At 61.1% G+C, this 22639-nt stretch carries 21 protein-coding genes; 6 read left to right on the forward strand and 15 right to left on the reverse strand.

Annotation, left to right across the window (positions count from 1 at the left end):
* Window positions 1–10: 10 nt before the first annotated feature.
* The 9 genes from AC4CWH_RS24195 to AC4CWH_RS24235 form a co-directional block, all read right to left on the reverse strand.
* Window positions 11–829: a carbohydrate ABC transporter permease gene (locus tag AC4CWH_RS24195; protein ID WP_491321752.1), complete on the reverse strand. Its 819-nt coding sequence runs from the start codon at window positions 827–829 to the stop codon at window positions 11–13.
* A 9-nt stretch (window positions 830–838) separates the two neighbouring features.
* Window positions 839–1708: a carbohydrate ABC transporter permease gene (locus AC4CWH_RS24200; RefSeq protein WP_491321753.1), complete on the reverse strand. Its 870-nt coding sequence runs from the start codon at window positions 1706–1708 to the stop codon at window positions 839–841.
* Between the two features lie 3 nt (window positions 1709–1711).
* Complete coding sequence (locus tag AC4CWH_RS24205; RefSeq protein WP_491321754.1) at window positions 1712–2782, reverse strand: ABC transporter ATP-binding protein; 1071 nt, start codon at window positions 2780–2782, stop codon at window positions 1712–1714.
* Window positions 2783–2792: 10 nt separating this feature from the next.
* Window positions 2793–3875 (reverse strand): ABC transporter ATP-binding protein, encoded by a 1083-nt coding sequence (locus tag AC4CWH_RS24210; RefSeq protein WP_491321755.1) that lies wholly within the window; start codon window positions 3873–3875, stop codon window positions 2793–2795.
* 659 nt (window positions 3876–4534) lie between these two features.
* Window positions 4535–5950, reverse strand: coding sequence for a dihydropyrimidinase (gene hydA / locus AC4CWH_RS24215; RefSeq protein ID WP_491321756.1), 1416 nt, complete (start codon window positions 5948–5950; stop codon window positions 4535–4537).
* 27 nt (window positions 5951–5977) lie between these two features.
* Window positions 5978–7243 carry a cysteine desulfurase-like protein gene (locus AC4CWH_RS24220; RefSeq protein WP_491321757.1) on the reverse strand — a complete coding sequence of 422 codons (1266 nt, stop codon included), beginning with the start codon at window positions 7241–7243 and terminating at the stop codon, window positions 5978–5980.
* 34 nt (window positions 7244–7277) lie between these two features.
* The gene (locus AC4CWH_RS24225) at window positions 7278–8015 is read right to left on the reverse strand and encodes an amino acid ABC transporter ATP-binding protein (protein ID WP_491321758.1); all 738 of its coding nucleotides are present in this window, start codon (window positions 8013–8015) and stop codon (window positions 7278–7280) included.
* Complete coding sequence (locus tag AC4CWH_RS24230) at window positions 8015–8686, reverse strand: amino acid ABC transporter permease (protein ID WP_491285811.1); 672 nt, start codon at window positions 8684–8686, stop codon at window positions 8015–8017. Before AC4CWH_RS24230 ends, AC4CWH_RS24225 begins: the two co-directional genes overlap by 1 nt.
* Before the next feature lie 66 nt (window positions 8687–8752).
* Entirely contained in the window at window positions 8753–9523 is a 771-nt protein-coding gene (locus tag AC4CWH_RS24235; protein WP_491322328.1) for a transporter substrate-binding domain-containing protein, read from the reverse strand.
* Between the two features lie 181 nt (window positions 9524–9704).
* Between AC4CWH_RS24235 and AC4CWH_RS24240 the strand changes: the two genes are divergently transcribed.
* Window positions 9705–10403: a FadR/GntR family transcriptional regulator gene (locus AC4CWH_RS24240; protein ID WP_491285809.1), complete on the forward strand. Its 699-nt coding sequence runs from the start codon at window positions 9705–9707 to the stop codon at window positions 10401–10403.
* 158 nt (window positions 10404–10561) lie between these two features.
* Here the strand turns inward: AC4CWH_RS24240 and guaD are convergent, their stop codons facing one another.
* The 6 genes from guaD to AC4CWH_RS24270 all read right to left on the reverse strand — a co-directional run bounded on the left by guaD (window position 10562) and on the right by AC4CWH_RS24270 (window position 17699).
* A complete protein-coding gene (guaD, locus tag AC4CWH_RS24245) occupies window positions 10562–11926 on the reverse strand; it encodes a guanine deaminase (RefSeq protein WP_491321759.1) in 1365 nt (454 codons plus the stop codon).
* Between the two features lie 67 nt (window positions 11927–11993).
* Window positions 11994–12848 (reverse strand): aromatic ring-hydroxylating dioxygenase subunit alpha, encoded by an 855-nt coding sequence (locus AC4CWH_RS24250; RefSeq protein ID WP_491321760.1) that lies wholly within the window; start codon window positions 12846–12848, stop codon window positions 11994–11996.
* 70 nt (window positions 12849–12918) lie between these two features.
* The gene (locus AC4CWH_RS24255) at window positions 12919–13854 is read right to left on the reverse strand and encodes an ABC transporter permease (RefSeq protein ID WP_491321761.1); all 936 of its coding nucleotides are present in this window, start codon (window positions 13852–13854) and stop codon (window positions 12919–12921) included.
* Window positions 13855–13868: 14 nt separating this feature from the next.
* Window positions 13869–14915, reverse strand: coding sequence for an ABC transporter permease (locus AC4CWH_RS24260; RefSeq protein WP_491321762.1), 1047 nt, complete (start codon window positions 14913–14915; stop codon window positions 13869–13871).
* Complete coding sequence (locus AC4CWH_RS24265) at window positions 14908–16491, reverse strand: ABC transporter ATP-binding protein (RefSeq protein WP_491321763.1); 1584 nt, start codon at window positions 16489–16491, stop codon at window positions 14908–14910. Before AC4CWH_RS24265 ends, AC4CWH_RS24260 begins: the two co-directional genes overlap by 8 nt.
* 95 nt (window positions 16492–16586) lie before the next feature.
* Entirely contained in the window at window positions 16587–17699 is a 1113-nt protein-coding gene (locus tag AC4CWH_RS24270; protein WP_491285797.1) for a BMP family ABC transporter substrate-binding protein, read from the reverse strand.
* 514 nt (window positions 17700–18213) lie between these two features.
* Here AC4CWH_RS24270 and AC4CWH_RS24275 point away from each other — a divergent pair.
* The 5 genes from AC4CWH_RS24275 to AC4CWH_RS24295 are packed head-to-tail and all read left to right on the forward strand — an operon-like array spanning window position 18214 to window position 22638.
* Window positions 18214–18450 carry a hypothetical protein gene (locus tag AC4CWH_RS24275; RefSeq protein WP_137130833.1) on the forward strand — a complete coding sequence of 79 codons (237 nt, stop codon included), beginning with the start codon at window positions 18214–18216 and terminating at the stop codon, window positions 18448–18450.
* A 42-nt stretch (window positions 18451–18492) separates the two neighbouring features.
* Window positions 18493–19191 (forward strand): Rieske 2Fe-2S domain-containing protein, encoded by a 699-nt coding sequence (locus AC4CWH_RS24280; protein ID WP_491321764.1) that lies wholly within the window; start codon window positions 18493–18495, stop codon window positions 19189–19191.
* Window positions 19191–19823 carry a glutathione S-transferase family protein gene (locus tag AC4CWH_RS24285; RefSeq protein WP_491321765.1) on the forward strand — a complete coding sequence of 211 codons (633 nt, stop codon included), beginning with the start codon at window positions 19191–19193 and terminating at the stop codon, window positions 19821–19823. Before AC4CWH_RS24280 ends, AC4CWH_RS24285 begins: the two co-directional genes overlap by 1 nt.
* 53 nt (window positions 19824–19876) lie before the next feature.
* Window positions 19877–21676 carry an adenine deaminase C-terminal domain-containing protein gene (locus AC4CWH_RS24290; protein ID WP_491321766.1) on the forward strand — a complete coding sequence of 600 codons (1800 nt, stop codon included), beginning with the start codon at window positions 19877–19879 and terminating at the stop codon, window positions 21674–21676.
* Window positions 21676–22638, forward strand: a complete 963-nt coding sequence (locus tag AC4CWH_RS24295) for a LysR family transcriptional regulator (RefSeq protein WP_491321767.1) — start codon at window positions 21676–21678, stop codon at window positions 22636–22638. The genes AC4CWH_RS24290 and AC4CWH_RS24295 overlap by 1 nt, the downstream gene beginning before the upstream one ends.
* Window position 22639: the final 1 nt, after the last annotated feature.

Consider the following 22639-nt stretch of genomic DNA (forward strand, 5'->3'; position numbering starts at 1 on the left):
AAACCTCCTGTCAGACGCGGCCGAGGGCAAAGCCCTTGGCAATGTAGTTTCGGACGAAATAGATGACGAGCGCGCCGGGAATGATGGTGAGCACGCCGGCCGCCGCCAGCACGCCCCAGTCCATGCCTGACGCCGAGACGGTGCGCGTCATGGTCGCTGCAATCGGCTTGGCATCTGTGGTCGTCAGCGTCCGGGCAATCAGAAGCTCGACCCAGGAAAACATGAAGCAGAAGAAGGCGGCGACACCGATGCCGGAGGCAATCAGCGGCATGAAGATCTTGACGAAGAATTTCGGGAAGGAATAACCGTCGATATAGGCAGTTTCGTCGATTTCCTTCGGAACGCCCGACATGAACCCTTCCAGGATCCACACCGCCAACGGCACGTTGAACAGGCAGTGCGCGATGGCAACCGCAATATGGGTGTCGATGAGGCCGAAGGCCGAATAAAGCTGGAAGAAGGGCAGGGCAAACACGGCCGGCGGCGCCATGCGGTTGGTCAAGAGCCAGAAGAACAGGTGCTTGTCGCCGAGAAAACGATAGCGGGAAAAAGCGTAGGCTGCCGGAAGTGCTGCACTGACCGAAATCACCGTGTTCATCACCACATAGATGATGGAGTTGATGTAGCCGTTGTACCAGGAAGGATCGGTAAAGATCACCATGTAGTTGCGCAGTGTCGGCTGCTGCGGCCAGAGCGAAAAGGCCCCGAGGATCTCGCTGTTCGTCTTGAAGCTCATATTCGCCAGCCAGTAGATCGGCAGGATGAGGAAGACGATATAGATCGTCGGGACGAGGAAACCGAAGCGGCTGCGGGTGCTGATTTGGCTCATGTTTTCCCCTCACTTCTCTTCGGCATCGCTCTGCGTCATCACGGTATAAAAGACCCATGACAGCAGAAGGATGATCAGGAAGTAGATGATCGACATGGCCGCCGCCGGCCCGAGATCGAATTGGCCAACCGCCATCTTGACAAGATCGATGGAGAGGAAGGTGGTGGAATTGCCCGGCCCACCGCCCGTTACCACGAATGGCTCGGTGTAGATCATGAAACTGTCCATGAAGCGCAGGAGTACGGCAATCAGCAGCACCCGCTTCATCTTCGGCAGCTGGATATAGCGAAATACCGACCAGCGGGAGGCACCATCGATCTTGGCAGCCTGGTAATAGGCATCCGGAATGGAGACGAGACCGGCATAGCAGAGCAGCACGACAAGGCTCGTCCAGTGCCAGACATCCATGACGATGACGGTTGCCCAGGCATCAACGGGGTCCTGCGTGTAATTATAATCGATGCCGAGACTGTTCAGCACATAACCCAGCAGGCCGATATCGACGCGCCCGAACACCTGCCAGATGGTGCCGACGACATTCCACGGAATGAGAAGCGGCAGAGCCATCAGCACGAGGCAGACCGGCACGCCCGGCCCGGTCTTTGGCATGTTGAGCGCAATGAAAATGCCAAGCGGCACCTCGATTGCAAGAATGATGCCGGAGAAGACAAGATTGCGCGCCAGAGCATTCCAGAACCGGTCGGAAGAAAGCATCTGCACGAACCAGTCGGTGCCTGCCCAGAAGAACTGGTTGTTGCCGAACGTATCCTGCACCGAATAATTCACCACCGTCATGAGCGGAATGACGGCGGAAAAGGCCACCAACACCAGAACCGGCAGCACCATGAACCAGGCTTTGTTGTTCCACGTCTTGTTCATGTTTCAGCCCTCCATGCCGACGCGCCAGCTATCGGCGAATATGCCGATAGCTCCGGGATCAAACGTGACGCGCGGATCGGCCGGGATTTCGTCGTCTTCCGAAAGAACGATGGAGAGAGGTTGCCCACAGAACCGCGCCCGCACGATCTTCTGGCGTCCGATATCCTCGACCTTGCCGATGTCGATTGTCATGCCCTCGCGCGATAACCGCACGAATTCCGGGCGGATGCCAAGCTCCACCTTGGCGCCGGCATTAACTTTCGGTGCGCCGGACAGCGCAATCGTCTGATCGCCGATACGGGCAGATGCACCCTCCACCGCAACCGGCATGACATTCATGCCCGGTGAACCGATGAAATAACCAACGAAGGTGTGGCTCGGCCGTTCGAAAAGTTCGGCAGGCGTGCCGATCTGGACGATCTGTCCGTCATGCATCACGACGACCTTGTCGGCAAAGGTCAGCGCCTCGGTCTGGTCATGCGTCACATACACCATGGTAAAACGTGAACTGCGATGCAGGCGCTTCAACTGCGAGCGCAGCTGCCATTTCATATGCGGATCGATGACGGTGAGCGGCTCATCGAAGAGGATCGCGTTGACATCGGAGCGCACCAGCCCGCGGCCGAGCGAGATCTTCTGCTTTTGGTCGGCCGTCAGCCCCTGCGCGCGCCGGCCCGCCATGGACGCGAGGTCCGTCATGTCAAGGATGTGCTCGACGCGTTTTTTCACCTCGGCCTCCGGCACATGCCGGTTGCGCAGCGGAAAGGCGAGATTGTCGAAGACGCTCATCGTGTCGTAAACGACCGGGAACTGGAAAACCTGGGCGATGTTGCGCGCCTCGGTCGACAGGGTCGTCACGTCCTTGCCGTCAAACAGGATGCGCCCATCGGAGGGATGCAGGAGCCCGGAGATGATGTTGAGCAGCGTGGTCTTGCCGCAGCCGGAGGGGCCCAGAAGCGCGTAGGCGCCGCCGTCGTCCCATTCGTAATGAACCTTCTTCAAGGCATAATCGCCGGCAGCCTTGGCCTTGGCGTTATAGGCGTGGCGGATATGATCGAGGCTGATACGGGCCATGGTGTCTTCCTCACGCCGCCGTTGGATGTGGCGCAGCAAGCGTCGCACCGGTTGCCGGGTCGAATGCCATCAGATGGCGCGTATCCAGATGCACATCGATCATCTGGTCGGGATCGATGTCGTGGATGCCGTGCGTCAACATCACCCATTTTTCACCGGCGAAATCCAGGTGGATGAAGCTTTCGGACCCGGCGATCTCCGAAACCTGGGTTCGGGTTGCGAGCGGATGGCTGAACGGGCGCGGCGCGAGCATCAGATGATGCGGCTGAAACGCCACCGTCACCGGCCCGGACGGAATGGCCGCTAGATGCGACGGTACGGGAAGGATCGGCTGGCCACCATGCAGGAACTGTCCCCCCTCGTGGACGAGGTTGATGGTATTGAGCGGCGGGTCGGCAAAGGTGCGGGCGGTCAGAAGATCTGACGGTTCACGGTAGACACGGATGGTGTCGCCGAACTGGGTGACGCGGCCTTCGCTGAGCGTCGCGGTGCTGCCGCCGAGCAGCAGCGCCTCGGACGGTTCTGTGGTCGCATAAACGAAGATCGCACCGGATGCGGCAAAGATCTTTGGCAGTTCCTCGCGCAATTCCTCACGCAGTTTGTAATCCAGGTTGGCCAGCGGTTCGTCGAGAAGCACGAGATTGGCGTTCTTGACGATGGCGCGGGCAAGCGCCGTGCGCTGCTGCTGGCCGCCGGAGAGGTTGAGCGGCGTGCGATCGAGATAAGGCGTCAGCCGCAGCAGATCGGCGGCCTTCTTCACCTCGCGGTCGATCGTGGCGGCATCCTTGCCGGCAATACGCATGGGCGATGCGATGTTTTCATAAACCGTCAGCGCCGGATAGTTGATGAACTGCTGGTAGACCATGGCGACGTTGCGCTTTTGCACCGGCATGCCGGTGACATCCGTGCCATCAAAGAGGATCTGCCCCTCCGTCGGTCGATCAAGCCCGGCCATCAGGCGCATCAGCGAGGTCTTGCCCGACAGCGTCGGACCAAGCAGGACATTCAGCGTTCCCCGCTTGAGTGCAAGGGTGGTCGGGAAAATATGGTAGTCGCGGCCCACCACCTTCGACACATTATGCAATTCCAGCATGCCTTGGGCCTCCCAACCCTAAGCTGTCGATGACCGGTCCCCTTCAGCCCCTCCAAGGCTTGAAAGCCCATCCATCACGCCGCCATCAAGCGGCAGGACAGAGCACCGGCATCAAAACTTCCAGACCTGCGGCCACATTGGTCGACAGGAAAAAACCTGTCTGATGCGCCGCCCTGTCCCATTTGTGAGCATATGCGAAACTGATGTACTGTAGAGCGAAAATAAAATGAATGTCAAACGAATGCTATTCGTCAACAGGACAACGTGCGACGGGGCCTGTTTCGATGGCAGCCACATCTGGCGTGGCGCACACCATATTGACGCTTCGAGGCGGACAATGACCACAGATGATGGTGTGAACCGGCGAAATATGGCCGATGCGCACCGCTTGAATTTCAAAGCATCAGACACAATCGCCTGTGCCACCTTCCCCTCGCAAAGCTGCGCTCCAGGACTTGCGGCGGGCTGCGGCGTCACGGCCGCAAGTTCATCGGTGGCACTCGTTCCTACGCCTTGGCAAACATTTCGATCTTCACCTGGCATGCAGACACAGTATAACCCAGCTTTCGATTTTTCTTCATCTTAGAGAAAACGAAAGGGCTGCGATAGATGTGCGCGCGGCTGTGGCGAACTGACAGTGCCAGCGCGGGAGGCCTGCCTTACAGGCCTCCCGCCCGCAGCAGCGATGATTTCTGCCGTGCCTGATAGTGCCCGGCTGGTCTCTGGTCTGTCAGGGCATCATCGGAGACGATCGTCTTTCCGCGCAACAGCACGCGCACCGGCCAGCCGTTCACATCGAGCCCCTCATAGGGCGTGTAATCGGCGCCATGCTGAAGCATGTCATTGGTGAGCGTCACCTGCCTTGTCGGATCCCACAGCGCGATATCGGCATCGGCACCGATCGCGATCGTACCCTTTTGCGGATAAAGCCCGTAGAGCTTTGCATGATTGGTGGAGGTCACCGCAACGAAGCGGTTGATATCGATGCGGCCCTTCATCACGCCCTCGGAAAACAGGATGGGCAGGCGTGTGCCGACGCCTGGAATGCCGTTCGGGATCCAGCGGAAATGTCGTTTACCCCTCTCGTTCAGCTTGCCCTCCGGATCGTCGAAGCGGAAGGGGCAGTGATCGGAGGAGAAGAGGTCGAAGACGCCCTGCTCGATACCTTCCCAGCAGGCATCCTGACTTTGTCTGTCGCGTGGCGGTGGCGAGCAGACGAATTTGGCGCCCTCCAGACCTTCAAGATCCAGATCATCCGCCGTCAGCATCAGGTATTGCGGGCAGGTTTCGCCGGCGATTTTCTGGCCGCGCTGACGAGCCCGGCGGATTTCCTCCATCGCCTCGCGGTTGGAGACATGCACGATGACGATAGGCACGTCGACAATCTCGGCAAGCGACAGCGCCCGGTGGGTGGCTTCCCGCTCGGCCGCAATCGGCCGGGTCGTGGCATGATATTTCGGCGCGTATTTCGCGTCTTCCTCGTGCCGGCCGATCAGGTAGCGGATGGCATCCTCGTTTTCGCAGTGGACCATGACGAGTGCGCCGGTGCGCCGGGCGGCATCGAGCGTTGCAAGGATCTCGTCATCGCGCAGGCGAAGCCCTTCGTAGGTCATGAACACCTTGAGCGAGGTATAGCCATCCTCCACCAGCGCCGGCAGTTCCTGGCCCAGCACCTCCGGCGTCGGATCGGTCACCACCAGGTGGAACGCGACATCCACATGGCATTTTCCGTCGGCCTTTGCGTGGTAGACCTTCAGCGCCTCGCGCAGGGTCTGGCCCTTCTCCTGCATGCAGAAAGCGAGCACCGTGGTATTGCCACCGATGGCGGCCGAGCGCGTGCCGCTGTCGAAATCATCCGCCATCACGATGCCGTCGCCGGAGGGCTGGTCGAGATGCACATGGCTGTCGATGCCCCCCGGCAGGACAAAAAGACCGGTCGCATCGATCACCTCGTCAGCATCCGTCAGGTCCGCCGCAAGCGCTGCGATGCGGCCATCCCTGATGCCGACATCGCATTTGAACGTGTCGCTGGCGGTTACCACCGTTCCATGCCGGATGATCGTGTCGAAGCGCATGTGTCTTTTCCTGCCTGTTGTCTTTGCTCAGCTTGCCTTGGCAAGACCGATCCCGGTCGAAAGGATCTTTTCCAGTGCGGCGATGAAGCGATCAACCTCCTCGACGGTGTTGTAATGCACCATCGAAACCCGGAGCATGCCGCCATGATCGGTCAGGTCAAGATATTCCGCCAGCCGGCGCGAATGGAAATCGCCGAACCGCATGGCAATCTTTTCGCCATCCATGGTCTTGCAGAGCGTTGCGGCATCGCGGCCATCGATACGGAAGGCAATCGTCGGCACGCGGCTTGAGGCCTGATTGACCGTTTGACCGATGATGCGGCAATCGTTGCGAGAGCGCAGAAAGGCCAGAAGCCGCTCGGTCAGCCGGTTTTCCTGCTCGGTGATCGCGCCAAAACCCGCGACGATTTTTTCGCGAACCGTGCCGGTTTCCCCGGCCTGTTCGCCGAGACTTGTAAGGTAATTAACGATGCCGCAGGTGGAATAGGCAAGTTCATAGTTGGGGTTGCCCGGCTCCAGCTTGCCCGGCACTTTGTCCTTGCCGTAAAAGTAGTGGTAGAGCGTGTCCAGCTCCAGCAGCAGGTCGTATTTGCCGTACATCAGCGCGTAATGCGGGCCATAGGTCTTGTAGAGGCTGAAGACGTAATAATCGACGTCAAGCGCCTGCACATCGACCGCCCGGTGCGGGGCATAGGCCACCGCATCCACGCAGATCTTTGCGCCACGGGCATGGACGAAATCGGCGATCTCGCGGATCGGATTGATCGACCCCAGGATATTGGAGCAATGGGTGACACAGACGAGCTTCGTGCGTTCGCTGATTAGCGGCGCCAGATCCTTGAGGTCTAGCGTCAACGTGTCCTTGTTCAGCGGCCAGATCTTCAGGACGATGCCACGCTCCTGCAACCGGTCCCAGGGGCCAATATTGGATTCGTGATCGGCAACGGTGATGATGATCTCGTCGCCGGCCGACAACTGGCTTTGCATGGCGCGCGCAAGGTTCTGCAACAGCGCGGTGGTGGAGTTGCCAAAGACGATCTCTTCCGGTCGGCCCGCATTGACCAGATGCATGGCAGCGGTGCGCGCTTCCAGAAGTGCGGCAGCAGCTGCCTGCGACACCTCGTAGGAGCCGCCGATCTGGACGTTCTTTTCGATGAGGAAGGTGTTGATCCGCTCAACGGCGCCCTTGAGGATCTGCGATCCGCCGGCATTGTCAAAAAAGGTCCAGCCGCGGGCAAGGCCGGGAAACTGGCTGCGCACGAAGTCTAGATCAAGCGTCTTGGTGTCGGTCATCCTGGATGTCCTCCTTTATGTTTTTTGTTGTTGTTCAGTGGTTGAGGACGGCGCGCAGGAAGCTGCGGGTGCGTTCCTCGCGCGGCGCATCGAACAGCGCCTGTGGCGTGCCGGTCTCCACCAGCTTTCCGCCGTCCATGAAGATGACGCGATCGGCGACCTGTCGGGCAAAGCCCATCTCATGCGTCACCACCACCATGGTCACGCCGGTGCCGGCAAGCTTGCGCATCACGTCCAGCACCTCGCCAACCATTTCCGGATCAAGCGCCGAGGTTGGCTCGTCAAACAGCAGAACCTTCGGCTGCATGGCAAGCGCACGGGCAATGGCAACGCGCTGCTGCTGGCCGCCGGAAAGCTGGCCGGGATATTTTTCCGCCTGTTCGGAAATGCCCACCCGAGCCAGAAGCTCGCGTGCCAGACGCTCGGCCTCGGCTTCCGGCGTCCGGCGCACCCGCATCGGCGCCAGCATGACGTTTTTCAGCACCGTCATGTGCGGGAAGAGATTGAACGACTGGAAGACCATTCCGACCTCCGCCCGCACCTTGGCAAGCGCCGGCCCGGGCTCCACCCGGATGCCGTCGACACGGATCGTGCTGTCTTCGGAAAAGGCTTCCAGATGGTTGATGCAGCGGATCAGCGTCGACTTGCCGGACCCGGACGGGCCGATGACACAGACGACCTCGCCTTCGGCAATGTCGAGATCGATGCCGTGCAGCACCGTGAACGTGCCATAGGCCTTGGTGAGATTTCGGATGGAGATGATGTCAGGCATCAGCGTTTCCCCCGGCTGAAATGTTTTTCAAGACGGGCGACAACGGCCACCATCGGCCAGAGCAGGGCAATGTAAATCAGGGCAGCGCCAATCAATGGCGTCGGATTGGCAGATAGGGCCTGCGCCTGCGTTGCCTGCTTCAGAAGGTCCGGCATGGCAACGACGGAGGCGAGTGCGGTATCCTTCATCACATTGATGCAGTTGTTGGTAAGCGGCGGAATGACGATGCGGATCGCCTGCGGCAGGATCACGTCGACCATCGTGTGGCGGTTGGAAAGCCCGAGTGCTGCCGAGGCCTCGAACTGGCCATGCGGGATCGCCTCGATGCCGGCCCGGAAGATTTCTGCCGTATAGGCCGCCGACACCAGCGACAGGGCCGTGACAGCCGAGAAAAAGGGCGACAGGCGGATGCCGACGAAGGGCAGTGCGTAATAGACGATGATCAGCAGCACCAGCAGTGGAATGGAGCGGAAGATGTCGATGTAGATGCGGATCAGCACCTTGGCGAACTGCGGCGCATAAAGCCTGGCCACCGCCAGGAAAAGGCCGCCGATAAGGCCGCAGACGATGCTGGTCACGCCGATCTGCAGCGTTACCACAAGGCCCCACATCAGTTGCGGCAGGCTGTCGATGAGGACGCGCAGATTGAAGAAAGTATTGATGAGGTTCATGCCGGACCGGCTCCCTTGGCAGCCCGGCGAGAGGCGTGATGCATCCCGCCGGGGCAGTTCAAGCCGTTACTTGGCCTTGGGCATGTCGAGGACGGCAACCGTGGAGGTCGTGTCTTCGGCCTTGGCGCCAAACCAGGTCTGGTGCAGCTTTGCGATGAAACCTTCCTTCTTCAGTGTGGTGATGACGTCGTTCACCTGCGCTGCCAGCGGATCGCCCTTGTTGAACATGATCGAATATTTCTCACCCGTCGGGATGCGTTCCACCACCTTCAGTTCCGGCTTGTCCTTGACATAGTAGAGAAGGGCCGGAATGTCGGAGATATAGCCGTCGACGCGGCCGGCCACGAGATCGAGCATGGCGGGCTGCAGGCCCTCGAACTTGCGGATTTCTCCCAGCTTGTAGTCGCCCTTGTGCGCGTCGGCCCACATGTCGCCGGTCGAGCCGGTGTCGACACCGACCACCTTGCCGCCCATATCTTTCAAGCCCTTGATACCGGATGCGGCCGTCACGGTCAGCGACTGGTCACTATCGTAATAAGGCTGCGCAAAGGAAACCGATTCCAGGCGCTTCTGGGTAATGGTGATGGAAGACACGGCCATGTTGATGCGGCCGGATTGCACCGCCGGAAACAGGCCTGCAAACGGCGTGTTGACGAACTCGACAGTCTTGCCGAGGCGCTTTGCAATTTCGCTGACGAGATCGACCTCGAAGCCGACGGTCTTGCCGCTGGCATCCTGGAACTCCCAGGGCACATTGCCGATGTTGGCGCCCACAGTGAGATCGGCGGCCTCAGCCGCGCCAAGGCTTACAATGGCCAGAAGGCCGCTGAGCATCATCGTCTTGATCCGGTTTCTGCCTGTCATGATGGTTCCCCTTGTTTTTTGGACATGACTTGAACTAGATTGGTCTAACTGGTCAGACCAGTAAGGCCAAAGAAGCATGATGCTTTCCGCTTTGCAAGACGGCCGCTAAAAAAATAGATTGCTGGCTGGCGCCACAGGGCGGAATAGGGATCGCATGTTCAACAAGACACTTCTTCCGCAATCGGTCGCCCGGGAGATCCAGGCGATGATCCAGTCCGGTGCGCTGAAGGCGGGCGAGAAAATTCCCTCGCAGCGGATGTTTTCGCAAAAGTTCGGCATCAGCCGGGCCTCGCTTCGCGAAGCCTTGCTGACCCTTGAAACGCTTGGCCTCTTGAAGACCGAAGCAGGGCGCGGAACCTTCGTGACGCAACCGTCGCAAGCCGCCGCCGGGCAGCCCGGCCACATGGCGCCCTGGCGTTATTCGGACAGCTACTCGGTGTTTGATGTCTTCCAGACGCGCATCCTGCTGGAAGGCGAGATCGCGCGGCTCTCCGCCGGCCGCCTCACGCAAATGCAGTTGGAAAAGATGGAGAAGGCAACACACACCATGGAGACATGCTGGGCAAGCCAGGACCTCTTGGCCAATGTCGAGGCGGATCTGGAGTTCCACGGCACCATTGTCTCCGCCTGCGCCAACTCCATGCTGAAGGCTCTCTATCAGACGGTTCGCGAACAGTTGACGGAAACGCAGGCTCAACCCATCCCGATCACCGATCCGGAACGCATGCGTCAGTCGATTGCCGAACACCGGCGGATCATCGTCGCCCTGAAGGCCAATGACGGCGCGCAGGCCAAGCGCGAGATGGAAGGTCACATCCGCAACACGGCCCGCTGCGCCGGGCTTGAGCCCTGATTGTCGGTTGACGACCTGCTGGCGACAATTCTCGATGCAGCATGCGCCGGGGCCCGGCGACGCTTCGGCCGGCGCCGGCCGGTTGCTCCACCTTTTCCTTGATCAGGCGTCGAATGCGCGACAACGCCATTTCGCTCAAAACGGCTACGGGACGCGGCTTATGCCACCTTGCGGCCATCCACGTAAACAGCGGCGATATTGGCGCGGGAGGCTGTGAAGATGATTTTCTGCAAGGCCGTTTCGCTGCCTTCGTCGCCGTCGAACAGGCGCAACGTGCCGCCATCCGCCTGCGGATCGATGGTGATGGCATCGAAACGATAGCCCGGCGTGAACTGGCCGACCGGCAGATCCAGCGCCATGCCGCCGCCAGCCGTTGCCACGTGGAAAGCATGGCGAAAATCGATGCGGGTTTTTGCCCCGCTTGCCCTCAGATGGGGTGGAAGATTGCCATCAACGCCGCTTTCCAGCATCCGAGAGACAAGGATGGCCGCCCGCATGTTTTCCAGAAGCGAGGCGCTTGGGCCCCCGGACACATCGCTGCCAAGCCCGACATGCAAGCCTTTTTCAAGCGCTGCCCGCAGCGGAAATACCGCACCGGCAAAATAGGCGTTGGAGAGCGGACAATGGGCGACGGCTGCCTGGCGCACCTTGATCTGCTCCATGTCATCAGGCGTCAAAAGGTTTGAATGGGCCAGCATGCTGCGCCGGCCCAGAAGTCCGAAACGATCGAGGCTCATCGTATCGGTCATGCCGTGGCGGGACAGCACATAACCATGCTCCCAGTCACTTTCCGAGCAATGGGTCTGCACATGGCAGCCGCAGTCGCTTGCAAGCTCACCCAGACCTTGAAGCGTTGCATCCGTGCAGGCCGGTATGAAACGCGGTGTCACCACCGGCAAAACGGTGCCGGCGGTATTGTCCGGATGCGCGCGAACATAATCGATCAGCGCCTTCGTACCCTTGATCGCCGCATCGGGCGAAACATCGCGGTAATAGTCCGGGCATTCGTCCGGGTTGTCCATCGCGACCTTGCCGATCAGGGCGCGCTGGCCTTTCTCCAGGCAGATATCGACCAGCAGCCGCGTCGCATCCTGATGGATGGTGGCGAAATAAAGCGCCGTCGTCGTGCCGTTTGCCAGGAGATCCTCGACCAGCAGGCGATAGGCGCGTCGCGCAAAGGCAAGATCGGTATAACGGGCCTCGAGCCGAAAGGTGTAGGTGTGCAGCCAGGTTTCGAGCGGCACGTCGAGTGCCGTGCCAAGCTGCGGATATTGTGGCGCATGCACATGGCAATCGACAAAGCCCGGCAGCATACTATGCCCCGCCGGCAGCCGGCACAGGCGTTCCTGCCGCTCGGCATCGGATTTTTGCAGCCCATAGGCTTCATCACCCGGATGAAGAACAGATTGGATGATGCCCTCGCCATCGAGCACAATGAGGCTGTCCCTCAAAACCTCGATCTCGCCCGGCATCGGCGCGTGAAAACCGCTCGCCAGCAGCACCTTGTTCCTCAGATCGCGCATGCAGATCTTCCCGTCAAATCCGCGATCCTCAGAACGCAAGCGCTGGCGCAATCATCGTGGAGAAACATCAGGCCGCCTGCAGCGATGTGCCGTAGGTCACGCCCTTTTCCTTCAGCCAGCGACGATAGGCAATGGAACTTGCATCTGCCCGCGTCGGAATTTCGGATCGCGCTTCCATTGGCAGGAGAACCGGGCGCTGGTTTTCCAGAATGATGCGGTCCTGCAGAAAGATCAGCTGCTGGAACTGGATGAGCGAGGCCGTCGTCGACTGATCGTCGAGAAGATACATTACCGGATGGGCGCGGCAGCGATCCGGGTCGAGCGGCTGCACGAAGAGGCAGATCACATCCCAGCGCGTGTCGGAGTTCGGGCAGGTCTTGTAAAGCAGCGTCGTGAACGGCGTCATCACCCGATAGATATACTGGGTCATCAGGCCGTCTTTTGCCGAAAGGGCCGCCTGCGGCTGGAAGAACTGGCAATTGGTTGCCCAGACTTCATCCACATCGCGGCGGATTTCCACATTGTACTGTTCCACCTGCGTATGCGGTTCGGAGCCGAGAATATCGGTGTGGACGAAGGGGAAATGCGCCATGTCGAGAAAGTTCTCGATGATACGCAGGCCGGATGCCTTTACCGACACGGCACCGCAGGGCACGTAACGTCGATCCGGTTCGTCTGCTTCCACAATGGGAAAGATGTCCTTTTCCGGCGTGCCGAGCGTGGTCCAGACATAACCATAACGGCGCTTGATCGGAAGCGGCAGGCCTTGTCCTTCGGCAAGAACGACGACCTCGCCCTCCTCGGTGCGGGTCACCACGAGATCGGTGCCGAGCAGCCGGTTGGCAGAGGTGCCGTAGGGGATTTCGGCCTCCGTCTCGATTGGATACCACTGGTCGAGTGACGCCCGGTCTGTCGCCTTCATGGAAAAACCCTCTCGTGCCTGTGGTTTCCAGCCTTCGGATCAGTTTTACGCCGTTTGCCCATGCTGTCCATCACCGGACGCTGCGGAAATAGGGTTGGCCAAGGGCTGCCGGTGCCGCCATCAGCCGGCGCATGCGCTGCCATGCGATGACGGGCACGATGATGAAGGCGATGGTTCCGGCATAAGGCAACATGGACAGGAAGGCCGGCGCAATCGGCCAGCCGCGCGCCTGCCCGACAAAACCGAGCGCCGTGATGAAACCGAAGAGCAGGCCGGAAAGGGCGGCCGGAATGGGCCGGTAACCGGCAAAGATGACGAGCGCCACGGCAATCCATCCGCGCCCGGCGACAACCCCATCCGACCAGGCCGGCACGAAGGCAAGCACCAGATAAGCGCCGGCACCGGCGGCAAGGGCGGCGCCTGCGCAGACATAACCGAAGCGAAAGAGCGTAACCGGAATGCCCGCAGCATCGGCCGCCGCCGGGTTTTCGCCCACCGCACGCATGTTCATGCCGTGGCGGGTGCGAAACATCAGGTAGGAAAGGCCGAACGGCAGGATGATGTAGATGAGATAGACCAGAATGTTCTGGCTGAAGAAGGCCGGGCCGATGACCGGCAGTTTTGACAGGAGCGGCATTTCCACACCCTGAAATGTCGCTGCAACCGGCATGCCGGAATAGGATTTACCGATCGTCTGGGCAAGGCCCGTGCCGATCAGCGTCAGGGCAAGGCCACACAGCACCTGGTTTGCCCGGATGGTGACGGTGGCAAGGGCAAACAGCCCACCGAACAGGGCGCCGACGCAGAGCGCCGCCAAGAAACCGACCAGCGGCGAGGGGTAAGCACTAACGGTGGCAACCGCCGTGATGGCGCCCATGGCAATCAGCCCTTCGGCACCCAGATTGACGACACCCACCCGTTCGGCCAGCACTTCGCCCATGGCCGCCAGCGCCAGCACGCCGCCGGCCAGAAAGGCTGTCGTCAGAAGTCCGGTCAAGAGATCCATCGTACGGGTTCCTTTCAGCTTTTGTCGCGCACGACGCGGTAATGCGACAGCTCGTCGCCAATCGCCGTCAGGAAGAGGATGAGACCGGTAATCGCCAGCACGGTGGAGGTGGTCAGCCCTTGCGTCTGCAGGATGATGCCCGAATTGAGGATGAAGGCCATCAGGGCTGCGGCAAAGATGACGCCGATCGAGGAGCCGCGCGCCAGAACCGCGACCATGATGCCGAGATAGCCGTAATTGTTGGAAATACCGCCCTGCAGGCGATGCACGGAGCCGGCAATCTCCAGCATGCCGGCAAGGCCGGCAATAGCGCCCGATAGCAGCATGACGGTGATCAGGTGGCGGCGCGCCGTAATGCCGAGATATTTGCCCGCAGCCGGATTGGAGCCGATGAGCCGCACCTCATAACCCCAACGGGTAAAGGCAAGGAGGCCGGCCATCGCCAGGGCAAGCAGGACGGCAATCGGCAGACCCCAATGCACCAGTCCCCAGAATTCCGGTATTTCGGCTTTGATGCGCGGTGTGGCGGAATTGGCAACGCCGCCGCGTTCGCGCCAGGCGTCGGTCGATACATAATAAACGAGCAGGATGGCGACGAAGTTGAGCAGCAGCGTGGTGATCAGCTCGTTGACATTGGCATAGGCACGCGCAAGGGCGGGAATGAGGATCCAGACGAGCCCGCCGAATGCGCCTGCAACACCCATGCCAACAAGGCTCCAGCCTCCCGACAGCGGCGCAAAAAGGCCGACGGCGCTGGCGGCAAAGGCGCCCGCATAAAACTGCCCCTCCGCGCCGATATTCCATGCGCCGATCTGCTGGGCAACCGTCACCGATAATCCGGTGAGGATCAGCGGAATGACCAGAAGCCCGAGATCTTCCAGGCCGAAGCTTGATCCGAGCGAGGAAGTGACGACCTGCAGGCCAAGCGCCAGCGGGTTTTTTCCGACGAAGGCCAGAATGACGCCGGCAATGACAAGCGCAAGGGCGATTGCCAGGATGCGCGCGCCAAGCGCTGCGGCTGGCGTGGCGGAGGGCAGGCGTTGCAGACGAAAATCAGCCATGGGCTGCACCCTTTTCGCCCCGAAGGCGCCCGCCCATCATCAGGCCAATCTCGTCGATATCCACTCGGTCATTGTCGAGCACGCCCATGATGCGTCCCTCGTAAAGCACGGCAATGCGGTCAGACAGGTTGAGCAATTCCTCCAGTTCCTCCGAAATCAGCACGATACCGGCGCCTGCATTGCGCAGGTCGACGATATAGCGCAGCATGATGTTGATGGCGCCGACATCGAGCCCGCGGCTCGGATAGGCGGCAACAAGGATTTTCGAGGCGATGCGCATTTCGCGCCGAGCCACCAGCCGCTGCTGGTTTCCGCCCGACAGGTTGCGGATCGGCATGGCAAAATCGGGGATAACAACCTCTGCGGCACTGGCAATGCTGCGGGCAAGCGTCTTTGCGGCGCCCGGGCGAAACAGGCCGCCAATGGTCACCGGCGGCTTGCCATATTCGCGCATCACCGCATTGGCGGTGATGGAAAGACCGGGGGCGAGCCCGCTCTGCAGCCGGTCTTCAGGGATATGGCCGATGCCGCGGCGCACGAAATCGGCCGCATTGGCATGGGCAATGGCGTGTCCATCGATTTCGATCACGCCGGTTGCGGCCGGCCGCGTTCCAGTCAGCACTTGCGACAGTTCGCGTTGCCCATTTCCGGCAACCCCTGCAATGCCTAGAATTTCGCCGGCGCGGACATCGAGCGAGATGCCGTGCAGAGCCACATGCCCGTTATCGTTCAACACGCTGACGTCGCGCAGACGCAGCACCGGCGACGACGACACGCCAGCCGCCCCCGGGGGGCGGGCGCGCATATCGGCGAGCACAATGTCGCGCCCGACCATGAGGCGGGCAAGTTTTGCCGGCGTGCAATCGGCGGCAAATTCCGTGCCGGCCTTCCTGCCGCCGCGCAGGATCGTCACCCGGTCGGAGATTTCCAGAACCTCGTCCAGCTTGTGCGAGATGAAGATCACGGCATTGCCGGTGGAGACGAAATTGCGCAATGCCTTGAAGAGCTCACGCGCTTCGGCCGGCGTCAGCACGGCAGTCGGCTCATCGAGGATCAGCACGCGAGCCTTGCGCGCCAGAACCCGCAGGATTTCCACCCGCTGCTGTTCGCCGGTCGAAAGCTCGGTGATGCGTGCCGATGGCTTGACCTGGAGATTGAATTTCTGCGCAAGTGCCGCCGTGCGTTCTTCGAGGACAGGGGCAGAGGCGCGCCTTGGCGTCTCGCTCCAGCCGAGATGGATGTTTTCGGCAACGGTGAAGGCGTTGACCAGCTTGAAGTGCTGGTGGACCATGCCGATGCCGGCCGCGATGGCCTGAACCGGCGAGGCAAACTGGCATGCATAGCCATCAATGATGATTTCGCCGGCATCAGGCTGGTAGATGCCGGTCAGAATGTTCATCAGCGTGGATTTGCCCGCGCCGTTTTCGCCAAGTAGCGCGTGGATCTCGCCCGGCATCACCTCCAGGTCGACATCCTGGTTAGCAATCACGCCGGGGAAATATTTGGCGATGCCCTTCAGCTGCACGAGCGGCGCTGCACCTGTCGGCACCACATATCGGGGGCTTGGTTCCGTCATTCGGGCGATATACCGTCCGGGTCATTCCGGCATGAGAGGCGGGTAAAGGAACCGGGCGGCAAGGTGCCCGGTCCCTGATCGGCTGCGTCGGGTGCTTAAAGCCCGGTGACGCCTTCGACGGACCAATCCCAGTTGTAAAGATCCATTTCCGACATCTTCTGGCCCTTTGCCAAACGCACCGCCCCCTTGGAATCCTTCAGTTCGCCGACGAAGGGCGACCAGCCGCCGAGGATTTTTGTGCGCACCGCGTCAGCAGCCTTGCCGACATCTGCCGGAACCTTTTCGCCCCAGGCGTCACGGTCGACGCCGGCACCCATGGCAAACAGGCTTTCGGTCGGTGTCCATTCGCCGGCGAGCCGCTTGCGCACCTGTTCGACGTAATAATCCTTGAAGTCGATGATAATCGACGAGACATAGGAACTGGGCCCATAGCGGCGAATGTCGGTATTCCACATGGCAGCCCAGACACCGCGTTTTTCGGCCACCTGCAGATAGGCCGCCTCATCCATGATGCCGAACAGGAAGTCGCAGCCATTGTCGATCAGCGCCGTGCCGGCCTGGGCCGCCGCCTGCGGATCGAACCAGGAATTGATCGTGATGGTCTGGCAGGTGGCGCTGGGGTTTACCGTGCGCGCGCCCATCAGGAAGGCATTGGTGGAGGTATAGACGGAGGCAACCGGGAAGGAGGCGACATAACCGAGCTTGCCGCTCTTTGACAGATGGCCGGCGGCAACGCCCAGCACATAGGTCGGATACCAGTGCGCCAGGTAATACCAGCCGAGATTGTCCATCAGCACGTGGCCGTTGCATTCCATGAAGGCCGTATCCTTGGCCCGGCGCACCACTTCGTGCAGGAAGTCACCGGTAGAGGACGTGTCAAAAATCATGTTCGCGCCTTCCGACACGAACTGGCGATAGGTGCGGGTGGCATCCGCCGAATAGGGGACGTTCTCCACCTCGAGCACCTTCTTGAGGTTGGGGAATTTTTCCTTCACCGCCAGAACGCCCTGATGGTGCGACCAGGTCCAGCCCTCGTCGGTGACCGGGCCGACATGGCCAAAGCCGATCACGGCATCTTTCTCGTTGACGGCGGGAAGTGCTGTTGCGGCAGAGGCAGAGCGCACAAGGCCGGGCAGCGCAAGCGAGGCACTGCCGGCCGCCGCCATGTTCAGGAAGCCGCGACGGGAAAGACTACGCAGGTCGATCATTGGAACCCCTTTATTGTTTCTGTTTCGAATATGCGATGGGAAGCGGCATTCCCCCGTCAGCCTGAAATTGGCAGCCAATCTGCTGCAACTCCCGTGCCAAACCGCAAGGCGACAGTGCTGGGGCAAGACAGCGGGTCTTTGCCCAGCTTCTGCGCGTCCTTTCAAGCCTGCTGCCTGCCCAATCGGACTGCCCTGAAGAGACGCAACGACACCTCGGCTTCCAGTTGGAAAGCTGCCAACACCCTTCAAGCCCGAGCTTTTCAAATCGCCAGTGTTCCGCATAGTCGAAAAAAACGGATCGGAAGCATGCGCAAAAGGCAACATCTGCCCGGACAGAATTTGCTTGAAAGCGGGCTCTGGCTGAGGCTAGACTGAATAAAATTAAGGCATGGTCAAAGTTTAGTCACATGCCCAAGATGCAGACAATCGGAGACGAAATGCGCCGCAGCAGCATGAACGGGCAGGAGAGGGCGGATCGAACACGCCTTGCCGGGCGCCATCCTGGGGCCGCCCCATGAACCCGCCCGTGCATTTCCTGTTCGAGGGCGCGTTCGATTGCGACAGCTTTCTCGGCTTTGCCCGTCACCGTGCTGACAGGCTCGATATCGATCTTGACGTCAATGCCTGCAGCGGCACACGCGTCAGCCTGTCGGTTTGCGGGCAGGAGGCACTGGTCGACATGTTCGAGATGGCCTGCAGCCTTGGCCCAACAGACTGCATCGTGATGGATGTGACGCGCAGCGATGCCTGATGTCGAGATGCGCAAGCTTTCAGAATTCAAGGGGAATGAACTATGTCGAGTGAAGCAGCATGGGTGCCGGTGGCGCTCTCGGCCTCCATCGAGCCGGGCACGTCGGCTGGCGCCGTTGTCGAGGGCGCTGAACTGGTTGTCTGGCGCGATGCCAAGGGCGTGGCGCATGTCTGGGAAGACCGCTGTCCGCATCGCGGCATGCGCATGAGTTTCGGCTTCGTGCGCGGCGACCATATTGCCTGCCTCTATCACGGCTGGTCCTATGATACGGCCGGACAATGTCGCCATATTCCCGCCCATCCCGATCTCGACGTGCCAAAGACGATCAAGATCGCCACCTATGCCGTCGAAGAAACCGGCGGCGTGATCTGGACGCGGCTCGCAACCGCTGCGCAGGCTGCCGATCCGCTTCCCACGATGGGCACAAACCTTCCGGTGCGCAGCCTTTATGCAGATTGTTCCGCGGCCCACGCCCTTGCCATCCTGAAACAGACGCTGCTGCCTGTCGGGAAAGGCGAGACGTCTCCCGGCCGGCTGCAGGTCGTTGCCCCGCATGTATGGACACTTGAGACCGGTGCGCTCAGCCTGTCGATTGCCGTTCAGGTGATCGGTCCGCAAAAGATCGGGCTGCATATCCTGGCGGATGAGGGATCGGCGGATCTGATTGCGGCCCTTGCACGCTGGGCGCAGGCTTTGCGGCTTGCCCTTGAAGCGCCTGTCACCGTTGCGGAGGTGGCGTGATGTCTGAAATCACCCTCTACAATCACGATCTCGACGAGAACTGCTACCGCGTGCGGCTAATGCTCTCCTTCCTCGGCCTTGCCCATGAGATCGTGGCCATCGACATGGTGCCGGGGCATGAGGAAAAGGGGCCGGCCATGCGGGCGCTCAACCCGCTTGGCAGCCTTCCCATCCTCAAGGATGGTGATCTTGTGCTCTATGGTACGCAGGCGATCCTTGCCCATCTGGCGCGCGCCCATGATGCGGCCGGCGTCTGGCTGCCGCTTGAACCCGCCACCTTTTCACGCGTTATGCAGTGGACGTTCTTTGCCGCCACGGCACTCTCCTGCGCCATCGAGGCACGGCGCGTGGCCGTGTTCGGCCTTGGCGGAGATCTTGCGGCGCTGAAGCGCGAGGCGCGTCAGGTGCTGCGCATCATGGATGATCACATGGTCCTGCGCCATATCGAAGGTTTTGAGTGGTTTGCGGCAGACACCCCGACGATTGCCGATCTGTCGCTCCTGCCGAGCTTTGCGCTCAGCCGCGATTATGGCATCGACCATGACGAGTTTCCCGCCCTTCGCCGCTGGCTGCGGCGGTTCCGCATCCTGCCCGGGTTCCGCACCATGCCGGGCATTCCAGATTATCATTGAAGACAAGGCGGGAGCCGCAACTGCCGCATCCCGTCACAAGAGGAGATCTTGCCATGGCGCTCACCCGATTTTCCGTCGCCCCGCTTGCCAGCATGACGCGGCGGCTGGCCGATGTCGCTTCCGGACGTGCAAGCCCGGATCTGGTGATCACCGGGACACGCGTGCTCTCCACCTATTCGGAGCGCATCCTGCCGGAGCGGGAAGTCTGGATTGCCGGTGGCCGGATCGCGGCCGTCAAACCGTCCGGCACATCGAAAAGCACAAGTGCGAAGCGTTATGATGCGAGAGGCGGCATTATCGCGCCGGGGCTGGTCGATCCGCATATCCATATCGAATCGAGCATGGTCACGGCCTGCGCCTATGCGGAAGCGGCCCTTCTCAACGGCACGACGACGATCTTCTGCGATAGCCATGAGATCGGCAATGTCATGGATGTGGCGGGCGTCGAGGCGATGCTGGAGGACGCACGCCATGCGCCGCTGTCGATTTTCCTCACGGTCCCCTCGACCGTGCCGGCAACATCGCCCGATCTTGAAACGGCAGGCGGCGACCTGACGGCAGAGAAGATCGCGGCACTCTTCGACAGATGGCCGGAAGCCGTGGCGCTGGGTGAAAAGATGGATTTCGTGCCCGTCACCATGGGGGATGAGCGGTCACACGCCATTCTGGCCGCAGCGCTTTCGCGCGGAAGGCCGGTCTCGGGCCATGTCTATGGCCGCGAATTTGTTTCCGCCTATGCCGCGTCCGGCGTCACGGATACACACGAGGCTATCGACCGCGACATTGCCGATGATCTTCTGGAAGCCGGCATCTGGCTTTTCCTGCGCGGCGGGCCGCCGACGACACCGTGGCATTCGCTGCCGGATGCGATCCGCACGGTCACCGAGCTTGGTGCCTCGCACAAGCGCATTGCCGTCTGCACCGATGACCGCGACGCCGAAGATCTTCTGGCCTTCGGCCTCGACTGGGTGGTGCGCGAAGCACGCCGCGCCGGCATGACGCCGGAACAGGCCTGGGCGATGGGCTCGCTCCATGGCGCGACCCGCTTTGGCATGGAAGGCGATATCGGCGGCATGGGCGGTGGCCGGCGCGCCGATCTGGTGCTGCTCGATGATGATCTGAACCCCAACAGCACCTGGTATGGCGGCGAACTGGTGGTGGACCAGAAGGCCATCACGCCGGCGCTCGATGCCGCCCTTTCCAACCGCTGGCGTTATCCGGAGGCCGCCTATCACACGGTCAAGCTGCCGAAGGACGTAAAGCTAACCCCGGATCTGCCGGGCGGCACGGTGATTGCCAATACCATCCGCACCGAACTGCCGGGCATCATCCTTGGCCACGAGAAAATCACGCTGGAGCCGGCCAATGACTGGGAAACCCATTTTTCCCGTCACGGGCTTTGCTTCGTCACGGTCATCGAGCGACATGGGAAATCGGATGGCAATGTGGCGCATGCGCTTCTGTCGAATTTTGCGCTGAAAAGCGGCGCGGTCGCCTCGTCCGTTGGCCATGACAGCCACAACATCATCATCGCCGGCACCAATGAGGCCGACATGCAGGTGGCGCTGCGCGCCATCGAGGCGCATCAGGGTGGGGTCTGCGTGGTGCAGGATGGCAAGGTGACGGCCATGGTGCCGCTGCCGGTCGCGGGCCTGATGTCCGACAAGCGCGTGCATGAGGTCTCGGCGGAAGTGCAGGCCCTGAAAGTGGAGTGGGAAAAGGCCGGCTGCACCATTCCCTATATGGGCTTTAACCTCATTCCGCTGTCGGTCATCCCGGAAATCCGCATCACCGACAAGGGCCTCGTCACCGTGCCGCAGATGGCCATCGTCCCGCCATTCGAGGCGGCCTGATGGACGCCTACCGGCTGGGTCTGGTTGCCACCCGCATCCATTATTTCCAGCTGGTGGCGCGGCTGGGATCGATCCGGCAGGCGGCGCTGTCGCTGAATGTCGCGCCGTCCTCGGTCAGCCGGATCCTGCGCCAGTTGGAAGATGAACTTGGCACGCCGCTGTTTGAGCGGGTGCGCCAGCGCCTGAAGCTGACCAGCGCCGGCGAGCTTCTGCTCTATCACGCGCGGGCCTCGTTATCCGAGCTTGCCCGCGCCTGCGCCGAGATCAATGACCTGCATGGCCTGCATCGCGGAACAGTCTCTATCGCCGTGGTGGAGAGCGTGGCGCGCGGCCTGCTTCCGGCAGCCCTTGCCGCGTTCTGGGCGCGCCATCCGGCCATCACCGTCGATATCAAGGTGATGGCCTCGCAGGAGGCCGCCAATGCGGTGGCCGAAGGCGAATGCGATCTTGCCGTGCTGTTTGACGTGCGCGTGCCGCGCACCGTGCGGCGCATTGCCAGCGTCTCGCTGCCGATCGGGGTTCTGGCGCTGCCCGGAAGCGAGATTGCCAGCCGGACCGAACTAAAGCTTTTCGATCTTGCCAACCGGAGGGTGATCCTCTCCGACAAGAGCCTGACGCTTGGTGCCTCCGTGGAGGATGCCCTGAACGGGTCGCTGCTTGACCTGTCGCGCCGCTCGCGCACCAATTCCATCGGCCTGATGGTGGAACTCGCGCTGAGAGATCTCGGCCTTGTGCTGCAAACCCGCGTCGGCGTGGAACAGGAACTGGCACAGGGTCTTCTTGTTTTCGTACCGCTCACCGACACGCGGCTTCCCAACCGCAAGCTGATGCTGCTGTCCCGCTCGACCAAGGAAATGTCGGATGCGGCAAGCGCGCTCGGCCGGCTGCTGGAACAATCGGTCGAGCAGCTGACGCAGGCATCGGGGCAGACGGGTTTGCAGGGATTGGGAAAGGCATCTTGAG

This window comes from Neorhizobium sp. PAMB6716, assembly GCF_058242805.1.